General features: G+C 71.7%; 28 protein-coding genes. 13 read left to right on the forward strand and 15 right to left on the reverse strand.

Going from position 1 to position 26,198, the window contains the following annotated elements; all coding sequences use genetic code 11:
- Positions 1-109: 109 nt before the first annotated feature.
- The 4 genes from ACIRB7_RS01750 to ACIRB7_RS01765 are packed head-to-tail and all read right to left on the reverse strand — an operon-like array spanning position 110 to position 4,801.
- The gene (locus ACIRB7_RS01750; RefSeq protein ID WP_403590896.1) at positions 110-1,225 is read right to left on the reverse strand and encodes a hypothetical protein; all 1,116 of its coding nucleotides are present in this window, start codon (positions 1,223-1,225) and stop codon (positions 110-112) included.
- Positions 1,222-2,115: an N-acetylneuraminate synthase family protein gene (locus ACIRB7_RS01755; RefSeq protein ID WP_403590899.1), complete on the reverse strand. Its 894-nt coding sequence runs from the start codon at positions 2,113-2,115 to the stop codon at positions 1,222-1,224. The genes ACIRB7_RS01750 and ACIRB7_RS01755 overlap by 4 nt, the downstream gene beginning before the upstream one ends.
- A gap of 11 nt (positions 2,116-2,126) precedes the next feature.
- On the reverse strand, positions 2,127-3,512 hold the full coding sequence (locus ACIRB7_RS01760; RefSeq protein ID WP_403590902.1) for a cytidylyltransferase domain-containing protein: 1,386 nt from the start codon (positions 3,510-3,512) through the stop codon (positions 2,127-2,129).
- Positions 3,512-4,801: a DUF6716 putative glycosyltransferase gene (locus ACIRB7_RS01765; protein WP_403590905.1), complete on the reverse strand. Its 1,290-nt coding sequence runs from the start codon at positions 4,799-4,801 to the stop codon at positions 3,512-3,514. The genes ACIRB7_RS01760 and ACIRB7_RS01765 overlap by 1 nt, the downstream gene beginning before the upstream one ends.
- Before the next feature lie 219 nt (positions 4,802-5,020).
- Here ACIRB7_RS01765 and ACIRB7_RS01770 point away from each other — a divergent pair, with 219 nt between their 5' ends.
- The gene (locus ACIRB7_RS01770) at positions 5,021-6,067 is read left to right on the forward strand and encodes a glycosyltransferase family 2 protein (protein ID WP_403590908.1); all 1,047 of its coding nucleotides are present in this window, start codon (positions 5,021-5,023) and stop codon (positions 6,065-6,067) included.
- Complete coding sequence (locus ACIRB7_RS01775) at positions 6,064-7,404, forward strand: polysialyltransferase family glycosyltransferase (RefSeq protein ID WP_403590911.1); 1,341 nt, start codon at positions 6,064-6,066, stop codon at positions 7,402-7,404. Before ACIRB7_RS01770 ends, ACIRB7_RS01775 begins: the two co-directional genes overlap by 4 nt.
- 69 nt (positions 7,405-7,473) lie before the next feature.
- On the opposite strand, the gene ACIRB7_RS01780 is transcribed toward ACIRB7_RS01775, so the two are convergent.
- Genes ACIRB7_RS01780 through ACIRB7_RS01790 form a run of 3 tightly spaced genes read right to left on the reverse strand, consistent with a single transcriptional unit; the run spans position 7,474 to position 10,629 of the window.
- Positions 7,474-8,295 carry a MerR family transcriptional regulator gene (locus ACIRB7_RS01780; protein ID WP_403590914.1) on the reverse strand — a complete coding sequence of 274 codons (822 nt, stop codon included), beginning with the start codon at positions 8,293-8,295 and terminating at the stop codon, positions 7,474-7,476.
- Positions 8,296-8,332: 37 nt separating this feature from the next.
- A complete protein-coding gene (gene leuE / locus ACIRB7_RS01785; protein WP_403590917.1) occupies positions 8,333-8,989 on the reverse strand; it encodes a leucine efflux protein LeuE in 657 nt (218 codons plus the stop codon).
- Between the two features lie 59 nt (positions 8,990-9,048).
- Positions 9,049-10,629, reverse strand: coding sequence for a methylmalonyl-CoA mutase (locus ACIRB7_RS01790; RefSeq protein WP_403590920.1), 1,581 nt, complete (start codon positions 10,627-10,629; stop codon positions 9,049-9,051).
- 126 nt (positions 10,630-10,755) lie between these two features.
- Between ACIRB7_RS01790 and ACIRB7_RS01795 the strand changes: the two genes are divergently transcribed.
- Positions 10,756-11,604 (forward strand): L,D-transpeptidase family protein, encoded by an 849-nt coding sequence (locus tag ACIRB7_RS01795; protein ID WP_403590923.1) that lies wholly within the window; start codon positions 10,756-10,758, stop codon positions 11,602-11,604.
- A gap of 162 nt (positions 11,605-11,766) precedes the next feature.
- On the opposite strand, the gene ACIRB7_RS01800 is transcribed toward ACIRB7_RS01795, so the two are convergent.
- Positions 11,767-12,924 (reverse strand): hypothetical protein, encoded by a 1,158-nt coding sequence (locus ACIRB7_RS01800; RefSeq protein WP_403590926.1) that lies wholly within the window; start codon positions 12,922-12,924, stop codon positions 11,767-11,769.
- Entirely contained in the window at positions 12,924-13,613 is a 690-nt protein-coding gene (locus ACIRB7_RS01805) for an RNA polymerase sigma factor (RefSeq protein ID WP_403590929.1), read from the reverse strand. Before ACIRB7_RS01805 ends, ACIRB7_RS01800 begins: the two co-directional genes overlap by 1 nt.
- Positions 13,614-14,046: 433 nt before the next feature.
- On the opposite strand from ACIRB7_RS01805, the gene ACIRB7_RS01810 reads away from it, so the two are divergent.
- Positions 14,047-14,793 (forward strand): Clp protease N-terminal domain-containing protein, encoded by a 747-nt coding sequence (locus ACIRB7_RS01810; RefSeq protein WP_403590932.1) that lies wholly within the window; start codon positions 14,047-14,049, stop codon positions 14,791-14,793.
- A 6-nt stretch (positions 14,794-14,799) separates the two neighbouring features.
- Here ACIRB7_RS01810 and ACIRB7_RS01815 read toward each other — a convergent pair whose 3' ends face one another.
- The 4 genes from ACIRB7_RS01815 to ACIRB7_RS01830 form a co-directional block, all read right to left on the reverse strand.
- Positions 14,800-15,414 (reverse strand): hypothetical protein, encoded by a 615-nt coding sequence (locus ACIRB7_RS01815; RefSeq protein ID WP_403590935.1) that lies wholly within the window; start codon positions 15,412-15,414, stop codon positions 14,800-14,802.
- Positions 15,415-15,541: 127 nt separating this feature from the next.
- A complete protein-coding gene (locus ACIRB7_RS01820; protein ID WP_403590938.1) occupies positions 15,542-15,964 on the reverse strand; it encodes a type II toxin-antitoxin system VapC family toxin in 423 nt (140 codons plus the stop codon).
- Complete coding sequence (locus tag ACIRB7_RS01825; RefSeq protein ID WP_403590941.1) at positions 15,961-16,191, reverse strand: FitA-like ribbon-helix-helix domain-containing protein; 231 nt, start codon at positions 16,189-16,191, stop codon at positions 15,961-15,963. The genes ACIRB7_RS01820 and ACIRB7_RS01825 overlap by 4 nt, the downstream gene beginning before the upstream one ends.
- Positions 16,192-16,237: 46 nt before the next feature.
- The gene (locus ACIRB7_RS01830) at positions 16,238-17,860 is read right to left on the reverse strand and encodes a glycoside hydrolase family 20 protein (RefSeq protein WP_403590944.1); all 1,623 of its coding nucleotides are present in this window, start codon (positions 17,858-17,860) and stop codon (positions 16,238-16,240) included.
- Between the two features lie 137 nt (positions 17,861-17,997).
- Here ACIRB7_RS01830 and ACIRB7_RS01835 point away from each other — a divergent pair, with 137 nt between their 5' ends.
- The 6 genes from ACIRB7_RS01835 (at position 17,998) to ACIRB7_RS01860 (ending at position 22,893) form a co-directional block, all read left to right on the forward strand.
- Positions 17,998-18,690, forward strand: coding sequence for a 2-oxo-4-hydroxy-4-carboxy-5-ureidoimidazoline decarboxylase (locus ACIRB7_RS01835; protein WP_403590947.1), 693 nt, complete (start codon positions 17,998-18,000; stop codon positions 18,688-18,690).
- Positions 18,691-18,882: 192 nt separating this feature from the next.
- Positions 18,883-19,263: a succinate dehydrogenase, cytochrome b556 subunit gene (gene sdhC, locus ACIRB7_RS01840; RefSeq protein WP_078623754.1), complete on the forward strand. Its 381-nt coding sequence runs from the start codon at positions 18,883-18,885 to the stop codon at positions 19,261-19,263.
- Positions 19,264-19,268: 5 nt separating this feature from the next.
- Complete coding sequence (locus tag ACIRB7_RS01845) at positions 19,269-19,748, forward strand: succinate dehydrogenase hydrophobic membrane anchor subunit (protein ID WP_351213637.1); 480 nt, start codon at positions 19,269-19,271, stop codon at positions 19,746-19,748.
- A 25-nt stretch (positions 19,749-19,773) separates the two neighbouring features.
- Complete coding sequence (gene sdhA / locus ACIRB7_RS01850; protein WP_403590951.1) at positions 19,774-21,528, forward strand: succinate dehydrogenase flavoprotein subunit; 1,755 nt, start codon at positions 19,774-19,776, stop codon at positions 21,526-21,528.
- Entirely contained in the window at positions 21,528-22,286 is a 759-nt protein-coding gene (locus ACIRB7_RS01855) for a succinate dehydrogenase iron-sulfur subunit (protein ID WP_403590954.1), read from the forward strand. The genes sdhA and ACIRB7_RS01855 overlap by 1 nt, the downstream gene beginning before the upstream one ends.
- An 82-nt stretch (positions 22,287-22,368) precedes the next feature.
- Positions 22,369-22,893 (forward strand): hypothetical protein, encoded by a 525-nt coding sequence (locus tag ACIRB7_RS01860; protein WP_403590957.1) that lies wholly within the window; start codon positions 22,369-22,371, stop codon positions 22,891-22,893.
- A gap of 10 nt (positions 22,894-22,903) precedes the next feature.
- Here ACIRB7_RS01860 and ACIRB7_RS01865 read toward each other — a convergent pair whose 3' ends face one another.
- Positions 22,904-23,509 carry a MarR family winged helix-turn-helix transcriptional regulator gene (locus tag ACIRB7_RS01865; protein ID WP_403590960.1) on the reverse strand — a complete coding sequence of 202 codons (606 nt, stop codon included), beginning with the start codon at positions 23,507-23,509 and terminating at the stop codon, positions 22,904-22,906.
- A 37-nt stretch (positions 23,510-23,546) separates the two neighbouring features.
- Positions 23,547-24,326 carry an alpha/beta fold hydrolase gene (locus tag ACIRB7_RS01870; RefSeq protein ID WP_403590963.1) on the reverse strand — a complete coding sequence of 260 codons (780 nt, stop codon included), beginning with the start codon at positions 24,324-24,326 and terminating at the stop codon, positions 23,547-23,549.
- Positions 24,327-24,449: 123 nt separating this feature from the next.
- Here ACIRB7_RS01870 and ACIRB7_RS01875 point away from each other — a divergent pair, with 123 nt between their 5' ends.
- From ACIRB7_RS01875 to ACIRB7_RS01885, 3 genes are read left to right on the forward strand one after another with little or no spacing between them, the layout of a single operon-like run.
- On the forward strand, positions 24,450-24,884 hold the full coding sequence (locus ACIRB7_RS01875) for a hypothetical protein (protein WP_403590966.1): 435 nt from the start codon (positions 24,450-24,452) through the stop codon (positions 24,882-24,884).
- Positions 24,885-24,890: 6 nt separating this feature from the next.
- Positions 24,891-25,403 carry a DCC1-like thiol-disulfide oxidoreductase family protein gene (locus tag ACIRB7_RS01880; protein WP_403590969.1) on the forward strand — a complete coding sequence of 171 codons (513 nt, stop codon included), beginning with the start codon at positions 24,891-24,893 and terminating at the stop codon, positions 25,401-25,403.
- Positions 25,404-25,413: 10 nt separating this feature from the next.
- Positions 25,414-26,196: a TetR/AcrR family transcriptional regulator gene (locus tag ACIRB7_RS01885; protein WP_403590971.1), complete on the forward strand. Its 783-nt coding sequence runs from the start codon at positions 25,414-25,416 to the stop codon at positions 26,194-26,196.
- Positions 26,197-26,198 lie beyond the last annotated feature (2 nt).

The raw sequence follows: 26,198 nt of genomic DNA on the forward strand, positions 1-26,198 counted from the left end.
AGGGTAGGCCTTCAGACAGGTCAACTGCCCGTTGATCACGAAAAGTTCAACCCGTTAGGGGAAAGAAACTCCGTTCACCAGGCATGAAGGCTGTTCCATGTGGGTAGGGTCACCCGAATCCGAGCCGGTCGGTGGAGGTCGACGCCCGGGTGGTGAGCCGGTCGACCTCGTGGGCCGCGGTGCCCGCCACGCCGGACAGGAACCCCTGCGCGCGTGGTGAGGCGCTCTCCCGCAGCCACTCCGGGGCGATCTCGCAGACCGCGACCTTCACCCCGGTCCCGGCGAGGGCGAGCGGCAGGGTGTGCACGACCGTGGACGGGAAGCTGACGATCGTACGGCCGACGGGGCCGCGCCGGGCGATCAGCTCGAGGGGCAGTTCGGGCCGGACCACCTGAAGACCCGTCTCGACCGCGATGCGGTGCAGTTTCTCGGCGCTCTCCCTGCGGTGCGCGAAGTAGCGGGTGGCGCCGTGGGCGCGGGCGAGTTCCGCGACCACCCGGTCGTAGTGGCCGGCGTCGACCACGCCCGTCTCGACCAGCGAGGTGCCCACCAGGTCCGCGCCGCTGATGAGCCGGGGCGGGCCGAACCGGGTGCGGGTCCAGGCGAAGGAGTTCTCGGTGACCTCGATGCCCTCGGGGGCCTCCACGGGCAGCGAGGTGAAGATCTCGACCGTACGGCCCCGGGTCGGGGCGAGGCGCCGCCGGGCGAGGGAGGTCACCGGGGCGAGGACCAGCTCGCGCGGGCCCAGGTTTCCCTTGCGGTGCCAGCGCACCAGGCGCTCGCCCCGGCCGATCTGGTCGGCGAACTCCATGGTCGCGGTGCCGTCGTCGACCACCGTCAGGTGCCGGGGTCCGAACAGGGTCAGGAGCAGCTGGACGTACCGCGAGAACGGGTCTCCGATGATCACCCGCTCCGCCGACCGCAGCGGCCGGGCGAGCTCCCGCAGGGTGCGGACGAGCGCGCCCCGGCCGCCGCGGGCCTCCTGCCAGTGGACGGTGACGCCCTCGTCGCGGGCCAGCTGGGCCATCCGGCGCAGCTGGCCACGTGACATGGGGTCGGTCGGCGAGAGGACGACGACCGTGAGGGGCGGGGTGGCGTCCGCCGAGTGGGGCGCGCCCATGGGCGCGGTGCGGGGCGCGCCCGGGGCGGGCGCCTGCGTGTGCGCCCATTCCAGGACGTTCAGAAGCTGGACCGGGCTCTCGACGAACGCCAGCTGCCCGGTCATGCGGTGACGAGGCCCTGGACCCGGCGGAGCTTCTTCATCGGGCCGAGCTCCGACTCGTAGACCTTCTTGACGCCGTCGCCGAGGGCGGCCTCGATGGCGCGGATGTCGCGGACCAGGCGCTGGAGGCCCTGCGGCTCGACGGAGGCGGCCTGGTCGGAGCCCCACATGGCGCGGTCGAGGGTGATGTGACGCTCGACGAAGGTGGCGCCGAGGGCCACGGCCGCGAGGGTGGTCTGGAGGCCGGTCTCGTGGCCGGAGTAACCGATCGGGACGTTCGGGTACTCGTCCTGGAGCGTCTGGATGACGCGGAGGTTGAGCTCCTCGGCCTTGGCCGGGTAGGTCGAGGTGGCGTGGCAGAGCAGGATGTTCGCGCTGCCGAGGACCTCGACGGCGTGGCGGATCTGCACCGGGGTGGACATGCCGGTGGAGAGGATGACCGTACGGCCGGTGGCGCGGAGCGCGCGCAGCAGCTCGTCGTCGGTGAGGGAGGCGGAGGCGACCTTGTGGGCGGGGACGTCGAACTTCTCCAGGAAGGCGACGGCCTCGGTGTCCCACGGGGAGGCGAACCAGTCGATGCCGCGCTTCTTGCAGTGCTCGTCGATCGCGCGGTACTGGGTCTCGTCGAACTCGACGCGGTGACGGTAGTCGATGTACGTCATCCGGCCCCAGGGGGTGTCGCGCTCGATGTCCCACTGGTCGCGCGGCGTGCAGATCTCGGGGGTGCGCTTCTGGAACTTCACGGCGTCGCAGCCGGCTTCGGCGGCGATGTCGATGAGGGCGAAGGCGTTGTCGAGGTCACCGTTGTGGTTGATGCCGATCTCGCCCGTGATGTAGACGGAGCGGCCCGGGCCGGCGGTCTTGTCGCCGAGGGTGCGGAGGCGGCTGTTCATGGTGCGGTTCCTTACGCGTTGGGGGTGTTGAGCTCGGGTCCGAGGAGCCAGGCGGCGATCTCGCGGATCGCTCCTGAGCCGCCCGGGGTGACGGTGACCGCGCGGGCCGCGGCCCGCACGGAGTCGTGGGCGCTGCTCACCGCGACGGGCCAGCCGACGAGGTGGAAGCAGGGCAGGTCGTTGACGTCGTTTCCGGCGTAGAGCACGCGCTGCGGGTCGATGCCCTCGGCGTCGCACCACTCCTTGAGCGCCCGGTCCTTGCGGTCGATGCCGTGCAGGACGGGGATCTTGAGCTTGCGGGCGCGGGCGGCGACGACGGCGTTCTGCTCGGTGGAGAGGATGAGGACGGGGAGGCCCGCGCGGCGCAGGGCGGCGATGCCGAGGCCGTCGCCGCGGTGCGCGGAGACGAACTCGCGTCCTTCGGCGTCGAGGTGGACCCGGTCGTCGGTCTGGGTGCCGTCGAAGTCCAGGACCACGGCGTCGATGTCGGCGAAGCCGGGCGTGGCCGGGGTGTCGAGGAGCGGCGCGAGGGCGCGGGCCCGGGCCAGGTCGTGCGGGTCGTCGATCTCCAGGACCCGGGCGGGGTCGGTGACGACGAGCGCGGTACGGCCGAAGAAGCGGTGCCTGTGGGTACGGAACCCGGCCGCGTCCATGGCGTAGACGGCGCCGGTCTCCAGGTACTCGGGCTCCCGGTCCTGGCGGCGGGGGCGGTGCGCCTTGTCGTGGTTGACGCCGGTGGCGCCGCCCTCGACCGTGTCGCGCCAGAGGAAGCCGTGGGACGGGGCCGCCGTGAAGGCCGTGTCGGCGGCGCCGGAGGTGATGCGCTCGGCGGTCTCGGCGACCTCGGCGGAGGTGAGGAAGGGGCTGGTGCACTGGACGAGGAGGACCACGTCGGCCGGGCGGCCGTGGGTGGCCTCGAAGGCGTCCATGGCGTGCAGGACGGCCGCCTCGCTGGTGGCGGTGTCGCCCGCGATCTCGGCGGGCCGCCGCACGGCCTCGGCCCCGGCGGTGCGGGCGGCGGCCGCGATGCCGGCGTCGTCGGTGGAGACGACGACGTGCGTGACCGGGCGGGCGCCGAGGCAGGCCTGGACGGCACGGGACACCAGGGGGACTCCGGCGACCGGGGCGAGGTTCTTGGCGGGGACGCCCTTGGAGCCGCCCCGGGCGGGGATCACGGCGAGCACGGTGGCGGGAGGCTGCGTGGCCGAGGCGGCGGGGCCCTGGGCGGTGGACTGCGTGGCCGTGGGCTGCGTGGCCGCGGGCTCCGTGGCCGTGGGCTGCGTGGCCGCGGGCTCCGTGGCCGCGGGCTCCGTGGCCGCGGGCTCCGTGGCCGCGGGCTCCGTGGCCGCGGGCTCCGTGGCCGTGGGCTGTGCGGGGGGCTGGGTGGTGGCGGGCATCAGAGTTCTCCCAGGCGGCGGATGACGGGGGCGACGCGTTGCACGCCGTGGCGGTACGCGCCCCGCGCCGCCTCCCGGACGATCCGGCGCAGGCCGCTCTCGCGGGACTCCGGCGCGGAGACGTCCAGGCGGTGGCGGGCGAGGATCCCGGGCAGGTAGCCGGGGGCCGTCTCCGCGGTGTAGTAGGGGGTGATCGGGGGCAGCTCGGGAAGCGCCAGGAGTTCGGCGACCCGGTCGCGGGCCGCGTCGAAGGCCCCCTCGTACGAGCCGTCGGCGGCCACCCCCTGCCGGGCCAGCCACGTCTCGTCGGGCGTCGGGGCGAGCCCCTTGTCGAGCCGGTCGAAGGAGGCGAGCAGGCCCGAGCCCACGAAGTGGTGGTTGCCGAGCGCCTCGCGGACCCCGAGGTCGGTGAGGATCGCGGTGGGGATCCGGCGGTGCAGGGCTTCCAGGGCGGCCGTGGAGGAGACGGTGACCAGGAGGTCCGTACGGTCGAGGACCTCGCCCATGTGTCCGTACACCAGCCGGAAGTTGGCGGGCGGGTCGAGCTCGCGGACCAGCTTCTGGAACGGGAACTCCTCCAGGTGCGTGGTGTGCTCACCCGGCTTGGAGCGGAGCTTGAGGAGCACCTCGCGGCGCGGGTGGAGGCGGGCGTGGGCGATGAGCCGCCGCAGCACGTAGGCGCGTTCGGTCCGGGTGGCCGGCACGGACGGCTGGGCGGCGAAGACCAGGGTGTCGCGGCCGGCCTCGGGGGCGTACGGGGCGCCGCCCAGGAAGGGCAGGGCGGCCTCGACGACCGAGTCGGCTCCGGCGCCCACTCCCTCGTACACGGCGCGGAAACGCTCCGCGTCGTGGCGGGAGTTGGCGAGGACGACATCGGCGCCGTGGCGCAACAGCAGTCCGTCGGTGAGCTTCTCGTAGACGACGCCGACGTAGCCGGTGACGATCACCGGGCGCCGGACCAGGTCCAGATCGGCCAGGCCCTGGAGGACGGCCCGGACGGTGCCGCCGACGAGGGCGAGAACGACGAGGTCGTATCCCTCGCCGCGCTCCTCCGCGTCCCGTAGGGCGCGCAGGAACTCCGCGCCCGTCACCTCGCGCGGGGTGGTCGTGGACACCCCTGTCTCGGCGAGTTGGCGCGCGGTGGGCGTCGCCCGTCCGCGCAGGACGAATCCGGTGGGTTCGGCGGTCGCCGTGGTGATGCGGCGCGCCGTGAGGGCGCCCCATTTCCACCGGGTGTCGGAGTCGGCGAGTACGGCGACCCGTACCGCTTCTCTGTTACTTCCTTGCACGCCGAGGACGCTAGAAGGGCATTCCGCTTTCCGGCCCAACTGGGCCACAACAAACGGTGAACAGAGCCTCTCCTCCTGTTGAAGTAGGTCGGGATCCGGTCGTAAGGGGGCCGGATCCACCCACAGGGAAAGGTGGTTAATCGGCCCGCCGCTTGGTGTTCACCGAATAGCTGCCCACCGGTCGGTGGGAATGCCGGGGCGGCGCCTAGCGTCGGCCGCGTGGTCAAGCTCTCCGTCGTCGTGCCGTTCTTCAACGTGCAGACATACGCCCCCGATACCCTCACGAGCCTGCGGGCCAACGCCCGCGAGGACTTCGAGTTCCTTCTTGTCGACGACTGCTCGTCGGACGGGACGCCCGAACTCCTCGAACGGGCCGCGCGCGAGATCCCGGGTGCCGTCCTGATCAGGCACGAGCACAACGAGGGCCTCGCCACGGCCCGGAACACCGGCATCGACGCCGCCAGCGGCGAATACCTCACCTTCCTGGACGGGGACGACTGGCTCGCCCCCGGCTACTACTCCCGCCTGGTCGCGGCGGCCGAGGACCTCGGCTGTGACTTCCTGCGCACCGACCACGTCTCCGTCACCGGCCGGAACCGCGGCATCCGCCGCGCGCCGGTGCCCCTGCGCGGCGAGGTGCTGAACCCGCGGGACGCGATCCTGCCGGCGCACCGGACGACCTCGGTCGACTACCCGTACGCCTGGGCGGGGATCTACCACCGGCGGCTTCTCGACCGCGGGCTTCTGCACTTCACGCACGGTCTGCGGACGGCCGAGGACCGGCCGTGGATCTGGAGACTGCACCGCGAGGCGGAATCGTTCGCCGCGATCGGTGAACTCGGTGTCTTCTACCGGCGTGGGGTCGCGACCTCGCTCACCCAGATCGGTGATGTACGGCAATTGGATTTCATCCGCGCTTTCGACCAGGTGATCGAGGAAACGGCGAAGGACGCGAATGCGGATCTTCTTCTTCCGAAAGCCGTCCGTACCTATTGCGCGGTGATCTCCCATCACATGGGTTCGATCGAACGATTCGAGCCGGAGGTGGCCCGCCAGTTGAAGGCGATGAGCGCGGGTGCGCTGCGGCGGATGCCGCAGGGGGTCCTCGACGAGGCCCTGACGGCGATGGGCGGGGACCGCGCGACGATGCTGCGCAGACTGCGCCGCCGTCGCCCGGCCCCACCGCCGTCCCCGACCCCGGGCGCGGGCCCGGGGACGCGTACGGGCGCCGGTGCCGGCTCGGCCTCCGCGGAGGTGGCCGCGTGAGCGCCCGCCGGACCACCCAGATCTTCTGTGCCTCCACCCTCTACGGGGCGGTGACGCTCGCCGCCGCCGTGGACAGCGGCTGCTTCGGCACCGCCGACCGCCGGATCCTCCTCGTCACCAACAACGCGGCCGTCCCGGAGACGACCCCGGCCCTCGACGAGGCCGAGGGCTTCGACCGGCTGCGCGGCCGCTTCGACTCCGTCCTGTCCTGGAACGAGACGATCTCCCCGCTCCACCCGGGCGGCTGGACCCCGCGCGCGAGCGATCTGCCGCTCCTCCAGCGGCATCTGCGCAAGCTCTGGAACCTCGGCGACGACCGCGTCGAACTCGCCCTGGAATCGCTCCAGGTGACGCCCGCGCTCGCCATCGCCCAGCTGCTGCCCGACGCGCCGATCACCGTGTACGCGGACGGTCTGATGAGCTACGGGCCGACCCGTAACAAGATCGACCCGCTGATCGGCGGTCGTGTCGGCCGGCTGCTCCACCTGGACCTCGTGCCCGGGCTCGCGCCGCTGCTGCTCGCCGAGTTCGGCGCGGTGCCGGAGGCCGTACCGACGGAGGCGTTCACCAAGGTCGTCGAGGAGCTGGCGGGCCCCGGGCCCGCGGGGGCGACGGAGGGCGGGCCCGCCCTGCTTCTCGGCCAGTACCTGGCGGCGCTCAAGCTGCTGACCGCCGCGGAGGAGGAGGAGCTGCACCTGCGGATGGTCCGGGGCGCGATCGCCCGGGGCCACCGGCGGCTCGTCTTCAAGCCGCACCCGACGGCCCCCGACGCCTGGTCGCGGACGCTGGTGCGGGCGGCGGAGGAGCTCGGCGCCGAACTGACCGTCGAGGACCGGCCGGTGCTGGCCGAGGTCCTCTACGGCGAGCTGCGGCCCGCGCTCGTCGTCGGCTGCTTCTCCACCGCGCTGCTGACCGCGGGGACCTTCTACGGGCTGCCGGTGGCCCGGGTCGGCACGGGCGCCCTCCTGGAACGGCTCACCCCGTTCCAGAACAGCAACCGCATCCCGCTCACGGTCGTGGACGCCGTCGTGCCGCCCCTTGAGGACGGCACGGAGGACAGCGGCGCGGTGGTCGGCGACGCGGCCGGTACGGAGCTCCTGAACGACCTGGTCGCGGCGGTCGGCTTCGCGATGCAGCCGAAGATACGGCCGGAGCTGCGGGAGCCCGCGGTACGGCACCTGTCGGGCCCGCTCGCCGAGCGCACCCGGCACCACTTCACCCGCCGCCGCCTCACCGTCCTTGACCTGCCCGGGGGCCTGCCGATCCCCCGCCACCCGAAGGTCCGCCGGCTGGCGCGGCGCGCGCTGCGGCTGCGCAAGGCGCTGAAGAAGCGGTAGCGACGAGGTACGGCCCGCGGGCCCGGGACCCCGTTCGGGGGTGACCCGGGCCCGCGGGCGCGTCCGGGCTCAGGCGCGGACGACGGGCTCCTGGATCTCGGCGACCCAGCCGGCCGGGTCCTCCGGGCACTCCAGGTACAGCTCACGGGCGTGACCGGCGGACCGGTAGCCGTTGGTGTCGATCCAGGCGGCCAGGGTCTGCACGGTCGGCAGGATGTCCTCCATCGATCCCCGGTGGACGATGGTGGCCGCCTCCTCGATGCCGGGCAGCACCCGCACCTCGACGCCCTCCGCGGCCGTTCCCTCGGGGACGGTCATGGCGGCGTGCACGACGACCGAGCCGTCGCCCTTGCCCGCGTCCTCGTAGTACGCGATCCCCGGGCCGAACCCGGTGACCCCCGCGGCTTCGAGCCGGCCGCACAGCTCGTCGTACATCGGCCCGATCACCGGGCCGATGTCCTGCGGGCCGAAGCTCGCGGCGACGCCGCTCAGCTCGGCGACGCGCACGGCGGGGATCTTCTTCACGACGACGTCCTGGGTGGACATGCGTCCCTCGCTCTCGATGGCTCGGAGCCGCGCGCCGACCTGGGCGAGCCTGGCCCGCGCCTCCGTCAGGGCCGCTTCCAGCTCGGCCTGGCGCAGCCGCAGCATGCCCCGCAGCTCGTCCGCGTCGATCTGCTCGTCGAGGATCGCCCCCACCTGTTCGAGGGTGAAGCCGAGGTCCTTGAGCGCGATGACACGGTTGAGCCGGGCGAGCTGGTCCGCCGTGTAGAAGCGGTAGCCGCTGTGCGGGTCGACGTGGGCCGGGCGCAGCAGTCCGATGGCGTCGTAGTGGCGCAGCATCCGGACCGACACCCGCCCGTGCCGGGCGAAGTCTCCGATGGCAAACATGACGACCCCTACGGAACGACCTCACACGGTGTGAGGGTCAAGCGGCGCTGCTGAGGGAGAGTTTCGCGGCGAAGCCGAGGAAGAGGGCGCCCGCGGCGGAGGTCGCCCCGGCCGAGAGCCGCCTGCGGCGCCGGAACGTCGCGGCGAGCCGGGTGCCGCCGAATATGAGCAGCGTCAGGTAGAGGAAGCTGCCGATCTCGAGCAGGGTGCCGAGGACCAGGAAGGAGAGCGCCGGGTAGGCGTAGCCGGGGTCCACGAACTGCACGAAGAAGGAGATGAGGAAGAGGATCGCCTTCGGGTTGAAGAGGCTGATGATCAGCGCCCGCCGGTACGGGTTCTCCCCCGCGGCCACCGGAGCCTGGGCGGTGTCCTCGTGACGCACCTCGTCCCGCCCGCGCCACATCGACCAGGCCGCCCGCAGCATCCCGTACGCCATCCACGCCAGGTACCCCGCGCCCGCGTACTTCACGATCATGAAGAGCAGGGGTGTGGTCTGGAGCAGTGAGGCCGCGCCGAGCGCGGCCAGCGTCATCAGGACGGCGTCGCCGGTGAAGACACCGGCGGCGGCCTTGTACCCGGTCCGGGTGCCCTTGCGGGCGGCGACGGACAGCACGTACAGCGAGTTCGGCCCCGGCAGGAGGATGATGAGGACGAGACCCACGAGGTAGGTCGGAAGATCGGTGACACCCAGCATGAGGCGGAGTGTCGCACGTGGGTACGACACTCCGCCCGTGTGTTTCGTATCGCGGAAGATCAGAAGGCGTCGGTCGGAACGTACGTGCCCCAGACCTCCCGCAGCGCGTTGCAGACCTCGCCGACCGTGGCCCGGGCCCTGAGGGCGTCCTTCATCGGGTAGAGGACGTTGTCCGTCCCCTCGGCCGCCTTCTTCAGGGCGACGAGCGCCGCGTCCACGGCGTCCTGGTCGCGCTCGGCGCGCAGCCGGGCGAGGCGCTCGGCCTGCTGGGCCTCGATCGCCGGGTCGACGCGCAGCGGCTCGTAGGGCTCCTCGACGTCGATCGTGTAGCGGTTGACGCCGACGACGACCCGCTCGCCGCTGTCGGTCTCCTGGGCGATCCGGTACGCGGAGCGCTCGATCTCGCCCTTCTGGAAGCCGCGCTCGATCGCGCCGACCGCGCCGCCCATGTCCTCGACCCGGGCCATCAGGTCCAGGGCCGCGGCCTCGACGTCGTCGGTCATCTTCTCGACGACGTAGCTGCCGGCGAAGGGGTCGACGGTGGCGGTGACGTCGGTCTCGTACGCGAGGACCTGCTGGGTGCGCAGGGCGAGGCGGGCGGACTTGTCCGTCGGCAGGGCGATGGCCTCGTCGAAGGAGTTGGTGTGCAGCGACTGGGTGCCGCCGAGGACGGCCGCGAGGCCCTGGACGGCGACGCGCACCAGGTTGACCTCGGGCTGCTGGGCGGTGAGCTGCACGCCCGCGGTCTGGGTGTGGAAGCGGAGCATCAGCGACTTGGGGTTCGTCGCGCCGAACTCCTCCCGCATGACCCGGGCCCAGATCCGGCGGGCCGCCCGGAACTTCGCGACCTCCTCCAGGATCGTCGTGCGGGCCACGAAGAAGAAGGAGAGCCGGGGCGCGAAGTCGTCCACGTCCATACCGGCGGCGACGGCGGTCCGTACGTACTCGATGCCGTCGGCGAGGGTGAACGCGATCTCCTGCGCGGGCGAGGCCCCGGCCTCTGCCATGTGGTAGCCGGAGATCGAGATGGTGTTCCACCTGGGGATCTCGGCCCGGCAGTACTTGAAGATGTCGGCGATCAGCCGCAGCGACGGCTTCGGCGGGAAGATGTACGTGCCGCGGGCGATGTACTCCTTGAGCACGTCGTTCTGGATGGTGCCGGTCAGCTGGTCGGCCGGCACTCCCTGCTCCTCGCCGACGAGCTGGTAGAGGAGGAGAAGGAGGGCGCCGGGCGCGTTGATCGTCATCGACGTGGAGACCTTGTCGAGCGGGATCCCGTCGAACAGGATCCGCATGTCGTCGATCGAGTCGATCGCGACGCCGACCTTGCCGACCTCGCCCGAGGCGATCGGCGCGTCCGAGTCGTGGCCCATCTGCGTCGGCAGGTCGAAGGCGACGGAGAGGCCCGTCGTGCCGTTGGCGATGAGCTGCTTGTAGCGGGCGTTGGACTCGACGGCGGTGCCGAAGCCCGCGTACTGGCGCATGGTCCAGGGCCGGCCGGTGTACATCGACGGGTACACGCCGCGCGTGAAGGGGTACGTGCCGGGCTCGCCCAGCTTCTCGGCGGGGTCCCACCCGTCCAGGGCGTCCGGTCCGTAGACCGGTTCGATGGGCAGCCCCGACTCCGACTCGCGCGCCATGCGTTGTGCCTCCCGGTAGATGTGCTCGGACCTTCCTCACAGGATGCGCGGTCCATGGTCCACCCGCGCAACCACGCGCGCGCGTGGAGCATCCCTACGTACACAGACTCGTCCCGGGGGGCAACAATGAAACGGTCTTCTTCCGTCATACGCAGAGCGGTACTGGCAGCGGCCTCGGTGGCCCTCGCCACCGGCTGTACGGCCCAGGCGGCCGACGCCGGGGGTGGCGCCGGATCCGGGACCGTGTCCGCGAGTCCGACGAAGGCGCCGACGACCGCCGCCCCCGCACCGACCACGACGGCCCCGTCCGCCTCGCCGACGACCGCGAAGCCCGAACCCGGGTCCACGGTCCTGATGGGCGACGGGGACGAGAGCGAGCAGGTCCGTGAGCTCCAGGCGCGGCTGCGGCAGCTCGGTCACTTCGACCGGGCCCCCACGGGGTTCTACGGGACGATGACGGCCGCTTCGGTCAAGGCCTTCCAGAAGAAGCAGGGTCTGCCGCGGGCCGGTTCGGTCGACGGGGCGACCTGGGAGAAGCTGCTCGGGGCGAGCCGGAAGCCGACCGCCGACGAGCTGAAGCCGGCGACCACCAACCAGCTGGACGCCCCCGACGCGCGGTGCATGACGGGCCGGGTGCTGTGCATCAGCAAGGAGAGCCGGACCCTCGCCTGGATGATCGACGGCAAGGTCGTCTCGGCGATGGACGTCCGCTTCGGCTCGGAGAACACCCCGACCCGGGAGGGCACGTTCACCGTCGAGCGGAAGGTCCGCCAGGACTGGTCCAGGCTGTACCACACGCCGATGCCGCTCTCGATGTACTTCAGTCGTGGCCAGGCCGTGCACTACTCGTCGGACTTCGCGGCCCGCGGCTACGACGGGGCCTCGCACGGCTGCGTCAACGTCCGGGACCGGGCGAAGCTGACGACCCTCTTCGACCAGGTGAAGATCGGCGACAAGGTCGTCGTCCACTGGTGACCCGGGAGGGGAAGGGGAGGAGAGAGGGCGCGGGTGGGACCGGGGGAACGTGCCCCACCCGCGCCGGGTGCGCGGAGCCGTAGGTACGGGGGGAACCCCGGCTCTCTGCGCGGCCGATGACCAGTCGGCACACTCCATACTGCGCCGTCGCGTCGAGAAGTGTTACACCGCGAGCGCGACGCGTGCGGTGACGGCGAAGCCGAGGGGTGCGGAGACGGACGAGCGGACGGTGCCGCGACGGTCCTCGGCGGCGTCCCCGGTACGACTGTTCCCCGACCCGGCGTGCTCGTCGACGCGCCCGTCCTCGGGCCTGCCGTCCCCGGCGCTGTCCTTGGCGCCCTTGTCGTCGGCGTTGTCGTCGGCCTTGTCGTCCTTGGCGTCGCCGGAGGAGTCCTTCGAGTCGTCCTTGGCCTCGCCGCCGGGCGTGGCCGTGCCGCCGCCGAGGACGCGGTCGCAGTAGCGGCGCAGGGTCTCACCGCCGCGCAGGCTGTTCGTGAGCTGCGTCCGGCCGGTGGCGTCGAGCCTCCCCGACCGGTACTCCCGGCAGGCCCTGACGGCCTTCGCCAGGGAGGTCGTGCCGCCCGGGGCCACGCCCGTGCCGCCGGGGGGCGTTCCCGTGCCGCCGGAGTCCCTGCCCGTGCCCGCCGTGCTCCTGCCCGGCTCCGGGGAGCCGGGACCCGGGGTGGCGGTGCCGTGTCCGTCCGGACTTCCGGTCGGCGGTGCGGTGGTGGTGCCGGCGGAGGGGGACACGCCGGGGGCGGGTTCGCCGTCGGTGCCCGGAAGCGTCGGGGGCGCCTCGGGGTCCTGGCGTATTCCGGGCTCCTTCGACACGAGCGTGCCGGCGGTCTCCCCCGCCGTGACGGAGCTGGCGGGTGCCGGACCGACCAGGGGCAGCACACCTGTTCCAGCGGCGACGGCGACCCCTCCGACGGTGACGGCGGCCACCGCGGCGGCGAGTCCGTACCGTACGGACCGACCCCAGCGGCGCGTCGGCGCGGCGGCCGGCGCGAGCCGCACCCGGCCGAGGTCGGCGTGGAGGGTGCGGCCGTGCGCGGCTCCGGCCGTCTCGGGGGCGCGGCCGTCGGCACGCGCGGCGGCGCGCTCGGCGGTGGCCTTACGGAAGGCGGCGAGCGCGGCGGCCTCGCCGGGGAGTTCGCCGCTCCCGGGCGCGGGGAGGGCGTGGACACGGGTCGCGTCGAGGGCTCCGGCGAGACGCTCGGCCCCCGCGCGCGCGTGGTCGCCGACGGCGTCGACCGGCTCGCCGCGGAGCAGCCGCTCGGCGGCGTCCTGGTCGAGCCACTGGTACCGCTCGTCGGCCATCACATGTCCTTCTGCGTACGGGGACGTGATTGCGTCACACCGCGTGGCGGCACGGGCCCCGGGAGGCGCCCGCGTTGCGGAGGCACACCGTCCAGTGCGGCGACGGATTCGGCGGTGACGTCCGCCCCGTCCGTCTCGCCGTCGACGCCGAGGAGTTCGGCGAGCTTCTTCAGGCCGCGGTGGGCGGCGGTGCGTACGGCGCCGGGGCGTTTGCCCAGCGTGTCGGCGGCGCTCTTGGCGTCGAGGCCGACGACGACGCGCAGGACGACGGCCTCGGCCTGGTCCTGCGGGAGCTGGGCGATCAGCCGCATGGTGTGTCCGGTGGCGAGGGCCTCCAGGGCTTCGCCCGCGGTGTCGGACGTGGCGGGCTTGTCGGTGAGCTCGGCCTCGTCGGCGCCGGCGGCGGGCCGCCTGCCGCGCATCCGTATGTGGTCGAGGGCGCGGTTGCGGGCGATCCGGGCGGCCCAGCCCCGGAAGCGGTCCGCGTCGCCGTCGAAGCGGTCGAGGTCGCGGGCGATCTGGAGCCAGGACTCCGAGGCGACGTCCTCGGCGTCCGCGTCGCCGACCAGTGTGCGTATGTAGCCGAGCAGCCGTGGATGCACGGCGCGATACACAGTACGGAAGGCGTTCTCGTCCCCGTCCTGCGCAGCGAGCACCGCGGCCGTCAGCTCCGCGTCGTCCCCCAGCACTCCCCAAACCCTGTTCGTCGGTCGCGTCGTCCGGTCGTCGCTCATCGCGGCTGGTCACCACCGCCACGCCGCCTCGCGCATCTGCACGCTACGTCGTGGCGCGGCATCGCGTCCACGCGGTCCGGGCTCTTTGTGCAACTTGCAACCTTCGAGCGGGGGCGCGCGAGGGGCACGTGGATGGTGTCCGGACGCGGGTGCGCGGCGGTGTGACAGAAAACGCACCCCTGGCGCTGAATGGAGTACGGAGCCGTGCTGCGGCTCCGTGGACGACGACCGGGGCCTCTCCTGTGGGGGGTGGCGGCCCCGGTCGTCTCCCATGTCCGGCCCTCCGGCCTCCCCTTTTTCGCTCTTCTCGCCCGCCAGGGGCGTAGTGCGCCCACCCACTGTCAACTGACGGTTGACAGCGACGGGGTGTCAACCTAGGGTTGCACTCATGACGAATCCAGTCGGCCCGAAAGTCCCTGTCCGTCTCGACGAGCTCATCGACGCGATCAAGAAGGTCCACCCCGACGCCCTGGAGCAGCTCACCGGCGCGGTCATCGCGGCGGACCACCTCGGCGATGTCGCCGACCACCTCATCGGTCACTTCGTGGACCAGGCCCGGCGCTCCGGCGCCTCCTGGACCGACATCGGCCGCAGCATGGGCGTGACCCGCCAGGCGGCCCAGAAGCGCTTCGTGCCCAAGGAGCCGGACGCGGAGAAGATGGACCCGAACGCCGGGTTCAACCGCTTCACCCCCCGGGCCAGGAACGTGGTCATGGCCTCCCAGAACGAGGCCACGGCCGTCGGCAACGCCGAGATCACCCCCTCCCACCTGGCGCTCGGCCTGCTCGCCGAGCCGGAGGGGATCGCCGCGTACTGGATCACCTCCCAGGGCGTGACCCTCGACCAGGTCCGCGAGGCCGCCGCCGCGACCCTGCCGCCGGGCGTCGAGGAGCCGCCCACCCTCGTCCCGTACGACGCGGCGGCGAAGAAGGTCCTGGAGCTGACGTTCCGCGAGGCCCTGCGCCTCGGCCACAACTACGTCGGCACCGAGCACATCCTGCTCGCCCTCCTGGAGCACGAGGACGGTACGGGCGTGCTCACCGGGCTCGGACTCGACAAGGCCACGGCGGAGCGGCAGATCGCCGAGACGATCGCCTCGGCGATGGTCGAGACGCCGGATCCCGACGAGTCCTGACAGGCCCTAAGCGGTGCGGGCCCGGCGCGAGACGACCGCGCGCAGCACCCGGCCGCCCTCGACGGAGAGTTCACGCGCCCGGCGCAGACCGGTCGGGCCGTGGGCGACCGATTCGAGGACGGCCTGCTGGCGGCGGAGCTCCCCGGCGAGCAGCGGGCCCGCACCGTCCGCGTCCCCGGCCCGGCAGCGCTCGACGAGTCCGTCGGACACCTCGGCGGCGTCGTAGCGGCCGTGCAGGGCGAGGGCACCGGCGGAGCAGGCGTGGGCCCAGGCGCGGAGCTCCCCGGCCGCCCAGGCGTCCGGGGCGGCGACCAGCATCCCGCGTACGGCCCCGGCGGCCGACAGTCCGGTCACGGCCCCGGCGGTGAGCGGTCCGACTACGGCCCCGGCGCCCTCCGTGCCGTCGACGTCCAGTTCGATCCGGGCCTTGGCGACGGCCTCGCCCCAGGCGTTCCCGTCGCCGCGCGCGACGGCCGCCCACACGGGGCGCAGGGCCTCACCGCGGTCGCCGGCGAGCAGCGGAAGGCAGCGGTCGAGACAGGCGAGGCCGGCCGCGGCCAGACCTCGCTCATCGGCCCCGTCGATCAGTTCCAGCAGGCTCCGGCCGTTCCCCGACGTCATGGACGCCTCCTCGCCACCCGATGCGGACGCAGTACTTCCCCTACTGCGCCGAGGGGCGCTTTTTCGTCACTGCGCGGCCGGAATCATGCCAGTGGCGCGGCGCGCTGCATAGAGGCCGGACAGCCGCCTACGGCGCCCCGTGGGTCTTCTCGTTGAAGACCTCCACCGGACACTTGGCCCGGGTGGCGCGAGCGCCGTCCTTGATCCGGCCGTCACTCGTGACCAGCGGCACGTCGTACCCCTCGGCGAGTGCCACGTACACGGCGTCGTACGCGCTGAGGTTCGCGTACAGCTCCCGCACACGCGGCAGCAGGAACAGGTGCTCCGACCTCCGCAACGGCAATTCGGCGAACGCCGTGGAGGCGTCGTCCAGCTCGCGGTCGGTCAGCTTGCCGCCGCGGTGCCTGCCCAGGAGCGCGGACGTCACCTCGACATCCACCAGGTGGGGGGCGAGGAGCCGCTCCCCCTTCACCCGCTCCCTCACCGCGACGCCGACCGGCCCCGCGTCGGAAAGGAGCATGACCAACGCACCGGCGTCGACGACGATCACTCGCGCCGCCTTCCCCGGTCGATCTCGTCCAGTACGTCTTCGGTGGAGAGCCTCGCCGTCACCCGGCCCTCGATGCGGGCGATCACGTCCTCCAGCGACGGCGACGCCGCTTCCTGCTCCAGCAGGGTCCGTGCGTACGCCTGCAAGGACTGCCGATTGCGGGCGGCCCTTATCTTCAGCTCGGTCAGCGCTTCCTCGGACAGGTCCCGCACGTAGAGAGTGGCCATGCGACAAGAATAGTCGCATGGCCAGCAATCTGCTAGCAGATGCGCCTCAGCGCACCCTCGCCGCCAGCGCCCGGAACTGGTCCCAGGTCATGCTCGGCTTCGCCGGGTCCCAGACCTTCTGGGCCAGTGCCGCCAGGGGCAGTCGGATGCCGTTCGCCACCTGCGCCTGCGTCTGCGCGCCCGACAGGTCGCACCAGACCGCGAGGCGGCCGCCCAGGATCTGGGGGTCGTACCGCGCCGGCACCGGGGTCGTGCCGCGCAGGACCAGTGGTGTCCACTGTTCGTAGATGCGGCGGCCCGTGGGGTACGTGAACTGGTTCGGCTCGCCCAGGACGTAGTAGAGGTACTCGTCGTTGAGGTTCACGACCTTGCGGCCCTCGGCCAGGTACTCGCCCGGCGGCCGGGCCCCGATCTCCTTGCCCGTCCAGTACTCGACCTCGATGCTCTTGTCGGCCTGGACGACCCCGCCGCTGAAGAAGCCGTCGTTCCAGGCCTTCGCCACCTTGCCCGTGTCGCGCACCACCGCCGCGCGGTCGTTCAGCCAGCCCTCCGCCAGGTCCTGGACGCTCGCCTGGGGCCCGTACCGCTGGCGGGCCGCCGTGGCCAGCTGCGGATAGGAGGCCGCCGGGGAGCGGACGGTCAGGGCCTGGTACTCGTCGGCGCCGACGTGGAACCAGCCGCCGGGGAAGAGCGCGGCGTACTCGCGCAGCAGCTCGTCCACGAGCCGCGCGGAGGCGGGCTTGGAGATGTCGATCGCGCCCTGGCGCGGGGTGCCCTGGACATTGCGGAGTTGCAGGTTCGGGTAGGCGCGCAGGACGGCGCCGAGGTGTCCGGGCGAGTCGATCTCGGGCACGACCGTGATGTGCAGGGTCTGCGCGAGCGCGAGGATCCGGCGCACCTCGGCCTTGGTGAGGTGCTGCTCCGAGACGATCTCGGGGTGGGTGTCCGAGGCGATCCGGAAGCCCTGGTCGTCGGAGAAGTGCAGACCGAACTGGTTGAGCTTGAGGTCGGCCATCTCCCGGAGCCTGGCCTCGATCCACTCCGCGGTGAAGAACTTGCGGGCGATGTCGAGGTTGAGCCCGCGCTGGGGCTTCGCGGGGGTGTCGATGACCGTGCCCTCGGGCATCGCGCCCGAGCCCTTCACCGACTGCTTGAGGGTGCGGGTGCCGTAGAAGACGCCCGCCTGGTCGGGGCCGGTGATCCTGACCCGGTCGTCGCGGGTGGTCAGCGTGTACGACTCGGGGGAGCCCTTGCCGCCGAGGGCCAGCTCGACGTCGCCCGCGCGGGCCGCGACGGCGCCCCGGTAGGCGATCTTGAGCTCTCCCGCGAGCAGCCGTGCCTCGTCGGCGAGTCCCTCGCTTCCCGCGGCGATGACGATCCCGGCCGTCGGCGTCGGTTTCCAGCCGGGGCCGCGGGCGGCCTCGTGGTCGCGGACGGCGGGGACGGTCCGGGGCGCGGTGGAGAGCGGGTAGGTCCGGCTCGGCGTGGGCGTCGGGCTGGGCTGCGCGCTGGTGGGCGCGGCGCTCGCGGACGTGCCGCCGGAGGGGGTGGGGGGCGTGGGGGCTCCGGTGGGAGCACTGTTGGAGCAGGCCGCCACGGTGACCAGTGCCACCGCGGTTGCAAGGAGTCCGGGGCCCTTGTGGGGCCCCCATATGGAGTACCGCATCATTCGGAATCCTCCCGTACGGCGGGCGGTCCGGCCAATCGGGGGAACGGAACCCGATCATCCGTCACATGTTCCGAAACTCTCCCTTCCGGGTGAAATTCGCGCATCCGTCGGACACTTCCCCCGTCCCGTCGATAACGTTGAGTCACGTCCACCCCACCCGTCCCGGAGTACCGGAGTCCACGCTGACCAGCGACACCCATGTCCCCTGCCGGAACCCGGGTTCCACGGACACGCCCGCCGGCCCCGACGCCGCCGCTTCGGCCACCGCCACGGCCACCCCTCCGGCCACCGCCGCCCCCTCCGGCGTGCCCGCCCAGCACAAGGGCTCCGCCCCCCTCGGGACCCTCCGGGGACTGGCCGGATTCAACGCCGCCACGCCCGACGAGGCCGAGGTACTGCTCCTCTCCTGCTGCCACAGTCACCGTTGGGCCGAACGGGTGGCGGCGCACCGCCCGTACCCGACCGTGGCCGCCCTCCTCGCCGCCGCCGACGAGGCCGGGTACGACCTGTCCCGCACCGATCTCGACGAGGCCCTGGCCGCCGAGTCCTCCGCCCTTCCGCACCCGGACGCCCCGCCGGCGGCCCGGACCGCGCTGCGGGCCGCCCACGCCGCGTACGAGAGCAGCTTCGGACACGCGTTCGTGATCAGCCTCGACGGAGTGAGCCCCGGGGAGCGGCTCGACCGGGTACTGGCCGGTATCCGGTCACGTCTCGGCAACGAAGCGGAGGAGGAGCGGGTGATCGCCGCCGAGGAACTGCGCCGGCTCGCCCGCGCCCGCCTGGCCTTCCGGCTCTCCGAGGCGCTCACACCCCGACACACCGGGCCGTGATTCCGTCCGGAACGCGGCGATTCCGGCCCGCGCGATAGCCCGTCCGTGCCTGTTTGATCACACCGATGGACCCCGCGCGAGCGAACCGACAAGTCGTCGCTACGATGACCGGGGCCGGTGGACCGTACCCGGCCGGGTCAGACCGACAGAGAAGCCGGCCGACCCTGATCCCCGCTCCCGGAGGGTTTTTCCGTGCCGGCTGGAACGCTGTACCGCGGCCGGGAAGGAATGTGGAGCTGGGTGGCTCATCGAGTCACCGGCGTCCTCATCTTCTTCTTCCTGTTCGTACACGTGCTGGACACCGCTCTCGTCCGCGTCTCCCCCGAGGCGTACGACGAGGTCGTCGCGACCTACAAGACGCCGATCGTCGCTCTTCTGGAGTACGGCCTCGTCGCTGCCATCCTCTTCCACGCGCTGAACGGCCTCCGGGTCATCGCCGTGGACTTCTGGTCCAAGGGCCCGCGCTACCAGAAGCAGATGCTCTGGACCGTCGTGGGCATCTGGGTCGTGCTGATGGCCTTCTCGCTGTACCCGATCCTCGGGCACGCCGCACGTGAACTGTTCGGGAGCTGACGCATATGTCCGCTGACACCTCCACCACCGCGATCGGCCCCGTCGAGGGCGGCGCCCAGTACGACGTGGACAACCCCGCGCCGTTCATCGAGGCCCCCCGCAAGCGCACGGGCAAGACCCCGCGCGCGACCCGGGGCAACTTCGAGATGGCCGCGTGGCTCTTCATGCGCCTCTCGGGCATCGTCCTCGTCGTCCTGGTCCTCGGCCACCTGCTGATCCAGCTCTTCCTCGACGGCGGCGTCTCCAAGATCGGCTTCGCCTTCGTGGCCGGCCGCTGGGCGTCCCCGTTCTGGCAGGTCTGGGACCTGCTGATGCTCTGGCTGGCCATGCTGCACGGCGCCAACGGCCTCCGTACCGTCATCAACGACTACGCGGAGCGGGCCAACACGCGCCTGTGGCTCAAGGGCCTGCTGTACACCGCCACGGTGTTCACCATCCTTCTGGGCACGCTGGTGATCTTCACCTTCGACCCGAACATCCGCTAGGCACGGGGCTGAGGTAATCCACGTCATGAAGATCCACAAGTACGACACCGTCATCGTCGGCGCCGGTGGCGCCGGCATGCGCGCCGCCATCGAGTCGACGAAGCGCAGCCGCACCGCCGTGCTGACGAAGCTCTACCCCACCCGCTCCCACACGGGCGCAGCGCAGGGCGGCATGGCCGCCGCGCTGGCGAACGTGGAGGAGGACAACTGGGAGTGGCACACCTTCGACACGGTCAAGGGCGGTGACTACCTGGTCGACCAGGACGCCGCCGAGATCCTGGCGAAGGAGGCCATCGACGCCGTCCTCGACCTGGAGAAGATGGGCCTGCCGTTCAACCGGACCCCGAACGGCACCATCGACCAGCGCCGCTTCGGCGGCCACTCCCGCAACCACGGCGAGGCCCCGGTCCGCCGGTCCTGCTACGCCGCGGACCGCACCGGCCACATGATCCTCCAGACGCTGTACCAGAACTGCGTCAAGGAGGGCGTGGAGTTCTTCAACGAGTTCTACGTCCTGGACCAGCTGATCACCGAGGTCGACGGCGTCAAGAAGTCCGCCGGCGTCGTCGCGTACGAGCTGGCCACCGGCGAGATCCACGTCTTCCAGGCCAAGGCCGTGATCTACGCGTCCGGCGGCACCGGCAAGTTCTTCAAGGTGACCTCCAACGCCCACACCCTGACCGGTGACGGCCAGGCCGCCTGCTTCCGCCGCGGTCTGCCCCTGGAGGACATGGAGTTCTTCCAGTTCCACCCGACGGGCATCTGGCGCATGGGCATCCTGCTCACGGAGGGCGCCCGCGGTGAGGGCGGCATCCTCCGCAACAAGGACGGCGAGCGCTTCATGGAGAAGTACGCGCCGGTCATGAAGGACCTCGCGTCCCGTGACGTCGTCTCCCGCTCCATCTACACGGAGATCCGCGAGGGCCGCGGCTGCGGTCCCGAGGGCGACCACGTCTACCTGGACCTGACGCACCTCCCGCCGGAGCAGCTCGACGCCAAGCTCCCGGACATCACCGAGTTCGCCCGTACGTACCTCGGCATCGAGCCGTACACGGACCCGATCCCGATCCAGCCCACCGCGCACTACGCCATGGGCGGCATCCCGACGAACGTCCAGGGTGAGGTCCTCCGCGACAACACCACCGTCGTCCCGGGCCTGTACGCGGCCGGCGAGGTCGCCTGCGTGTCGGTGCACGGCGCCAACCGCCTCGGCACCAACTCGCTGCTCGACATCAACGTCTTCGGCAAGCGCTCCGGCATCGCCGCCGCCGAGTACTCCGCCAAGCACGACTTCGTCGAGCTTCCGGAGAACCCGGAGTCCCTCGTCGTCGCGCAGATCGAGAAGCTGCGCAACTCCACGGGCAGCGAGCGGGTCGCCGACCTGCGCCGCGAGCTCCAGGAGACGATGGACGCCAACGTGATGGTGTTCCGCACGGAGCAGACCATCAAGACGGCCGTCGAGAAGATCGCCGAACTGCGCGAGCGCTACGAGAACGTGTCCATCCAGGACAAGGGCAAGCGCTTCAACACGGACCTCCTTGAGGCCATGGAGCTGGGCAACCTGCTCGAACTGGCCGAGGTCATGGCCGTCTCTGCCCTGGCGCGCAAGGAGTCCCGCGGCGGTCACTACCGCGAGGACTACCCCAACCGCGACGACGTCAACTTCATGCGCCACACCATGGCGTACCGCGAGGTCGGCGAGGACGGCTCCGAGACCGTCCGTCTCGACTACAAGCCGGTCGTCCAGACCCGCTACCAGCCGATGGAGCGTAAGTACTGATGGCTACCCCCGTACTGGACAAGGTGGAGAAGGACTCCGCCGCCTCCCCGTACATCACGGTCACGATGCGGATCCGCCGCTTCAACCCCGAGTTGTCGGACGCGTCGGTCTGGGAGGACTTCCAGATCGAGATCGACCCGAAGGAGCGTGTGCTCGACGCCCTCCACAAGATCAAGTGGGACGTCGACGGCACGCTGACCTTCCGCCGGTCGTGCGCGCACGGCATCTGCGGCTCGGACGCGATGCGGATCAACGGCAAGAACAGGCTCGCCTGCAAGACCCTGATCAAGGACCTCAACCCCGAGAAGCCGATCACGGTCGAGGCCATCAAGGGCCTGACGGTCCTCAAGGACCTCGTGGTCGACATGGAGCCCTTCTTCCAGGCGTACCGGGACGTCATGCCGTTCCTGGTCACCAAGGGCAACGAGCCGACGCGCGAGCGTCTGCAGTCCGCCGAGGACCGTGAGCGCTTCGACGACACCACCAAGTGCATCCTGTGCGCCGCGTGCACGTCGTCCTGCCCGGTCTTCTGGAACGACGGCCAGTACTTCGGTCCGGCCGCGATCGTCAACGCGCACCGCTTCATCTTCGACTCGCGTGACGAGGCGGGCGAGCAGCGCCTGGAGATCCTGAACGACAAGGACGGTGTGTGGCGCTGCCGCACGACGTTCAACTGCACGGACGCGTGCCCGCGTGGCATCGAGGTCACGAAGGCGATCCAGGAAGTCAAGCGCGCGCTGATCACGCGCCGCTTCTGACAACCCGTTCGGTGCTTCGGCCCGCTTCTGTACGCTGCGGCGTGCAGGAGCGGGCCTTTTTTCTCACGGAGGACGGGGACAGATGAGCGAGCCGAACCCTTACAAGTCGGAGCCTGAGGGGTACGAGTGGGGCCCCGGGCAGCAGGCGGGGACGCCGGCCTACGGGTACCCGCAGACGCCGGCGTACCAGCCGACGATCGCCGAGGGCGTGCCGGTGCCGCCGCCGCAGTACGCGCCGGTGCCGCAGGGCATGCCGGGCGGGGGCGCCCCGCTGCTGAGCCTGGGCGACATCACCGTCGTGGGCGACCAGATCATCACGCCGGCCGGGCCGATGCCCCTGAAGGGCGCCGTGTGGAACGCGATGGACATGTCGCGGACCGAGGAGAAGATGCCCACGGTCGCGATCGTGCTGGCCATCGTCTTCTTCATCTTCTGCCTGCTGGGCCTGCTGTTCCTGCTGATGAAGGAGAAGCAGACCACCGGCTTCATCCAGGTCACCGTGACCAGCGGCGGCAAGCACCACGCGACGATGATCCCGGCGCGCGGCCCGGACACCATCCACTGGGTGATGGGCCAGCTCAACTACGCGCGGTCGCTCAGCATGTGAGTGCCGGTCGTCAGCCGTGCCAGTGGTGGCGGGTGGCGGGCTCCGTGGACTCCGCCTCGACCATGACCCGGCGCAGCAGGTCGTTGAGGAGGACGCGCTCCTCGGGCGCGAGGACGCCGAGGAGCCGGTACTCCTCGTGACCGAGGACGTCCATCGCGCCGAGCCAGGTCTCGCGGCCGACGGCGGTGAGTTCGACGACGACCCGGCGCCGGTCGGCCGTGGACTGGGTACGACGGACGAGGCCCCGCTTCTCCAGGGCGTCGAGCCGCCCCGAGACGGAGGCGGGGACCAGGTCGAGGTCCTGGGCGAGCTCGGAGGGGGCGGCGCTGCCGCCACGCCCGGCGATCTTGTGGAGCGTGTCGAACTCGTGCCGCTCCAGGTCGAAGTCGACGAGGGACTGCTCCCTGACCCGGCGGAGATGCACGGAGAGCTTCTTCATCCGGGTGACAGCGCCTTCGACCACGGGGTCGAGACCGGGCAGGACCGGCTGCCAGCGGGCGACGTGCTCGTCGGTCCAGTCGCGCGGCGCGTCGGCGGTTCTCGGCTCGCTCGGGGTATGCGGCTCGCTCGGGGGATGCGGCTCGCTCGGAGTACGCGGTTCCTCGGGATGCGCCATGGGGGGATCGTACGTCGGCAGGCCGCGCCCCCGGTGGTCAGAGCGAGGCCCGTGTCGGGGCCTCCGCCAGGAAGGCGACCAACAGGCGGGCCGTCTCGTGCGGACGTTCCAGGGCGGGGAGGTGTCCGGCCCAGTCGAGGTCGACGCGGCGGGCGGCGGGCAGGAGACGGGTCAGTTCGTCGGCGACCGCCCGGAAGTCGGGGAGGTCGTGGCGGCCGACCGCCACCAGGGCGGGCACCTGGATGCCGGCGAGTTCGTCCCGGGTGACGCCGGGGTCGACCGGACCGTGCTCGTCGGGTACGGAGAGCTGCACCTCGAAGGCGCGGCGCTGCATCTCCCTGACGAGGGCGCGGGCCTCTTCCCCCGCCTCGGGGCCGAGCCAGGTGTCGACGTTGAGCTCGACGGCGGCGTCGATGTCGCCCGCTTCGAGGAGCGCGTCCTCGCGCCCGCCCCAGGCCCGCAGTTCCTCGCCGGGCTCCATGCCGGGCATGCCGGAGCCGAGCAGGGCGAGGGCGGAGAGGCGCTCGGGGTGACGCGCGGCGAACTCCAGGGCGACCTCGCCGCCGAAGGAGGAGCCGACGACGGCGGCCCGTTCGACGCCGAGGTGGTCGAGGAGGTCCCGTACGTCCTCGGCGTGGGTGTGCGGGGCGTCGACGGGGGTCTCGCCGAAGCCGCGGAGGTCGCAGCGGACGACGCGGTGCCCCGCCTCGGCGAGCGCGGAGAACGGCACGTCCCACATCCGGCGGTCGCAGACCCCGGAGTGCAACAGAACGACGGCCGAGGGGCCGGTACCGGCCAGGTCATGAGAGAGCGTCATCCGCGTGAGCCTAGAGGGCCCCGGGTCGGGCACACGAACTCCTTCTTGCGACTTGAACACGTTCAAAGAGAGGGCTACAGTCATGACTGCCAGCTTTTGAACGCGTTCAAGGGAGGGTGGGGCATGGACCTCACTGTCATCGCGTACATCGTCTACCTGCTGATCAGCGTGGCCCTGACCGTCTGGGTCGCGCGCACGCTCAGCCGCAACGGAAGGATCTTCCTCGCGGACGTCCTCCACGGGAACGAGAAGCTCGCCGAGGCGGTCAACCACCTCCTGGTGGTCGGCTTCTACCTCGTCAACTTCGGCTTCGTCGCCCTCTACCTGAGCCAGGACGAGGCCGTCCGCGACGCCCGCGCGCTCTTCGAGGCGCTCTCCGTGAAGCTCGGCGTCGTCCTGCTCGTCCTCGGCGTGATGCACCTCGGCAACGTCTACGTCCTCAACAAGATCCGCCGCCGCGGTGTCATGGAGCGCGAACAGGTGCCGCCGGTCGGCCCGCAGGGCTGGACCACCACACCGAGGACCGGCCCCTGGGCCCCGCCCGCACCGCAGGGCTGACCCGCCATGCCGACCCCGACGCCTGGCCAGGCCCCGGTCCCGACACCTGGCCAGGACCCGGCCCCGGTCCCGACACCGGTCCCGTCCGCAGTCCCGTCCGCGGTCCCGTCCGCGCCGACGATCCCCGTCGGACGCCTGACCGTCCTGTACGACGCCGACTGCCCGCTCTGCGTGCACCTCAGGCACTGGCTGCTGCGCCAGCGGCAGCTCGTACCGCTCGACCTCGTACCGGCGGGGTCGCAGGAGGCCGGGCGCCGCTTCCCGGACCTCGACCACACCTCCACCCTGCGGGAGATCACCGTGGTCGGGGACCGGGGCCAGGTCTACCGGGGGACCTCCGCCTGGATCGTCTGCCTCTGGGCGCTCGCCGACCACCGGCCGAGGGCTCACTGGCTCGCCACCCCCGCCGGGCAGCCCTTCGCCCGGATGACGGTCCTCGCGGCGGCGAAGTGGCGCGAGGCCCTCAAGGGGCCGGCCTGCGAGGACGGGCACTGCGAGGTGCCCGGTGCGCCCGGCTAGGCTCGGCCCCGTGAAGGACGTGAAGGAAGAGAAGAAGGCCGACGACAAGCCGGCCGACGAGAAGAAGGCCCCGAAGAGCGAGCAGACCCGCACGCTCATCCTGGAGACCGCGCTCCGGCTGTTCAAGGAGCGCGGTTACGACAAGACGACGATGCGGGCCATCGCCCAGGAGGCCGGGGTCTCCGTCGGCAACGCGTACTACTACTTCTCGTCCAAGGAGCACCTCGTCCAGGGCTTCTACGACCGGATCGCCGAGGAGCACCAGGCGGCCGTCGAGTCCCTCCTGACCGGTGGCGAGAAGGACCTGACGGCCCGGATCCGGGGGGTCTACCTCGGCTGGCTCGACATCGCGGGGCCGTACCACGAGTTCGCGTCCCAGTTCTTCAAGAACGCGGCCGACCCGGACAGCCCCCTCAGCCCGTTCTCGCCCGAGTCGGAGAGCCCGCGCGAGGCGGCGATCGAGGTCCACCGGCGGGTCATCTCCGGCGCCTCGGTGAAGGTCGACCCGGAACTGGCCGAAGCGCTCCCGCAGCTGCTGTGGCTCCAGCAGATGGGCCTGGTGCTGTTCTGGGTGTACGACCGCTCGGAGGACGCGGCCAACAGCCGCCGTCTGGTGGAACGGCTCGCGCCGGTCACCGCCCGGGCGATCTCGCTCTCCCGCTTCCGCATCCTGCGCCCGCTCGTCAAGGAGACGCACGAGCTGCTCTCGGACTTCATGCCGACGGCGGCCGGGATGGCGGCCTCGGGGAAGCCCAAGAAGGGGGCCGAACCGAAGCCGCCCAAGACCTCGTAGGA

This window comes from Streptomyces sp. NPDC093795 (assembly GCF_044764665.1).
Lineage (GTDB): Bacteria > Actinomycetota > Actinomycetes > Streptomycetales > Streptomycetaceae > Streptomyces.

What these genes read in the sequence shown, in the direction of transcription:
- ACIRB7_RS01750 (WP_403590896.1), bottom strand. Translation starts at nt 1,225, where the DNA reads ATGACCGGGCAGCTGGCGTTCGTCGAGAGCCCGGTCCAGCTTCTGAAC.
- ACIRB7_RS01755 (WP_403590899.1), bottom strand. Translation starts at nt 2,115, where the DNA reads ATGAACAGCCGCCTCCGCACCCTCGGCGACAAGACCGCCGGCCCGGGC.
- ACIRB7_RS01760 (WP_403590902.1), bottom strand. Translation starts at nt 3,512, where the DNA reads ATGCCCGCCACCACCCAGCCCCCCGCACAGCCCACGGCCACGGAGCCC.
- ACIRB7_RS01780 (WP_403590914.1), bottom strand. Translation starts at nt 8,295, where the DNA reads ATGTTTGCCATCGGAGACTTCGCCCGGCACGGGCGGGTGTCGGTCCGG.
- leuE (WP_403590917.1), bottom strand. Translation starts at nt 8,989, where the DNA reads ATGCTGGGTGTCACCGATCTTCCGACCTACCTCGTGGGTCTCGTCCTC.
- ACIRB7_RS01790 (WP_403590920.1), bottom strand. Translation starts at nt 10,629, where the DNA reads ATGGCGCGCGAGTCGGAGTCGGGGCTGCCCATCGAACCGGTCTACGGA.
- ACIRB7_RS01795 (WP_403590923.1), top strand. Translation starts at nt 10,756, where the DNA reads ATGAAACGGTCTTCTTCCGTCATACGCAGAGCGGTACTGGCAGCGGCC.
- ACIRB7_RS01800 (WP_403590926.1), bottom strand. Translation starts at nt 12,924, where the DNA reads ATGGCCGACGAGCGGTACCAGTGGCTCGACCAGGACGCCGCCGAGCGG.
- ACIRB7_RS01810 (WP_403590932.1), top strand. Translation starts at nt 14,047, where the DNA reads ATGACGAATCCAGTCGGCCCGAAAGTCCCTGTCCGTCTCGACGAGCTC.
- ACIRB7_RS01815 (WP_403590935.1), bottom strand. Translation starts at nt 15,414, where the DNA reads ATGACGTCGGGGAACGGCCGGAGCCTGCTGGAACTGATCGACGGGGCC.
- ACIRB7_RS01825 (WP_403590941.1), bottom strand. Translation starts at nt 16,191, where the DNA reads ATGGCCACTCTCTACGTGCGGGACCTGTCCGAGGAAGCGCTGACCGAG.
- ACIRB7_RS01830 (WP_403590944.1), bottom strand. Translation starts at nt 17,860, where the DNA reads ATGATGCGGTACTCCATATGGGGGCCCCACAAGGGCCCCGGACTCCTT.
- ACIRB7_RS01845 (WP_351213637.1), top strand. Translation starts at nt 19,269, where the DNA reads ATGTCCGCTGACACCTCCACCACCGCGATCGGCCCCGTCGAGGGCGGC.
- sdhA (WP_403590951.1), top strand. Translation starts at nt 19,774, where the DNA reads ATGAAGATCCACAAGTACGACACCGTCATCGTCGGCGCCGGTGGCGCC.
- ACIRB7_RS01855 (WP_403590954.1), top strand. Translation starts at nt 21,528, where the DNA reads ATGGCTACCCCCGTACTGGACAAGGTGGAGAAGGACTCCGCCGCCTCC.
- ACIRB7_RS01860 (WP_403590957.1), top strand. Translation starts at nt 22,369, where the DNA reads ATGAGCGAGCCGAACCCTTACAAGTCGGAGCCTGAGGGGTACGAGTGG.
- ACIRB7_RS01865 (WP_403590960.1), bottom strand. Translation starts at nt 23,509, where the DNA reads ATGGCGCATCCCGAGGAACCGCGTACTCCGAGCGAGCCGCATCCCCCG.
- ACIRB7_RS01870 (WP_403590963.1), bottom strand. Translation starts at nt 24,326, where the DNA reads ATGACGCTCTCTCATGACCTGGCCGGTACCGGCCCCTCGGCCGTCGTT.
- ACIRB7_RS01875 (WP_403590966.1), top strand. Translation starts at nt 24,450, where the DNA reads ATGGACCTCACTGTCATCGCGTACATCGTCTACCTGCTGATCAGCGTG.
- ACIRB7_RS01880 (WP_403590969.1), top strand. Translation starts at nt 24,891, where the DNA reads ATGCCGACCCCGACGCCTGGCCAGGCCCCGGTCCCGACACCTGGCCAG.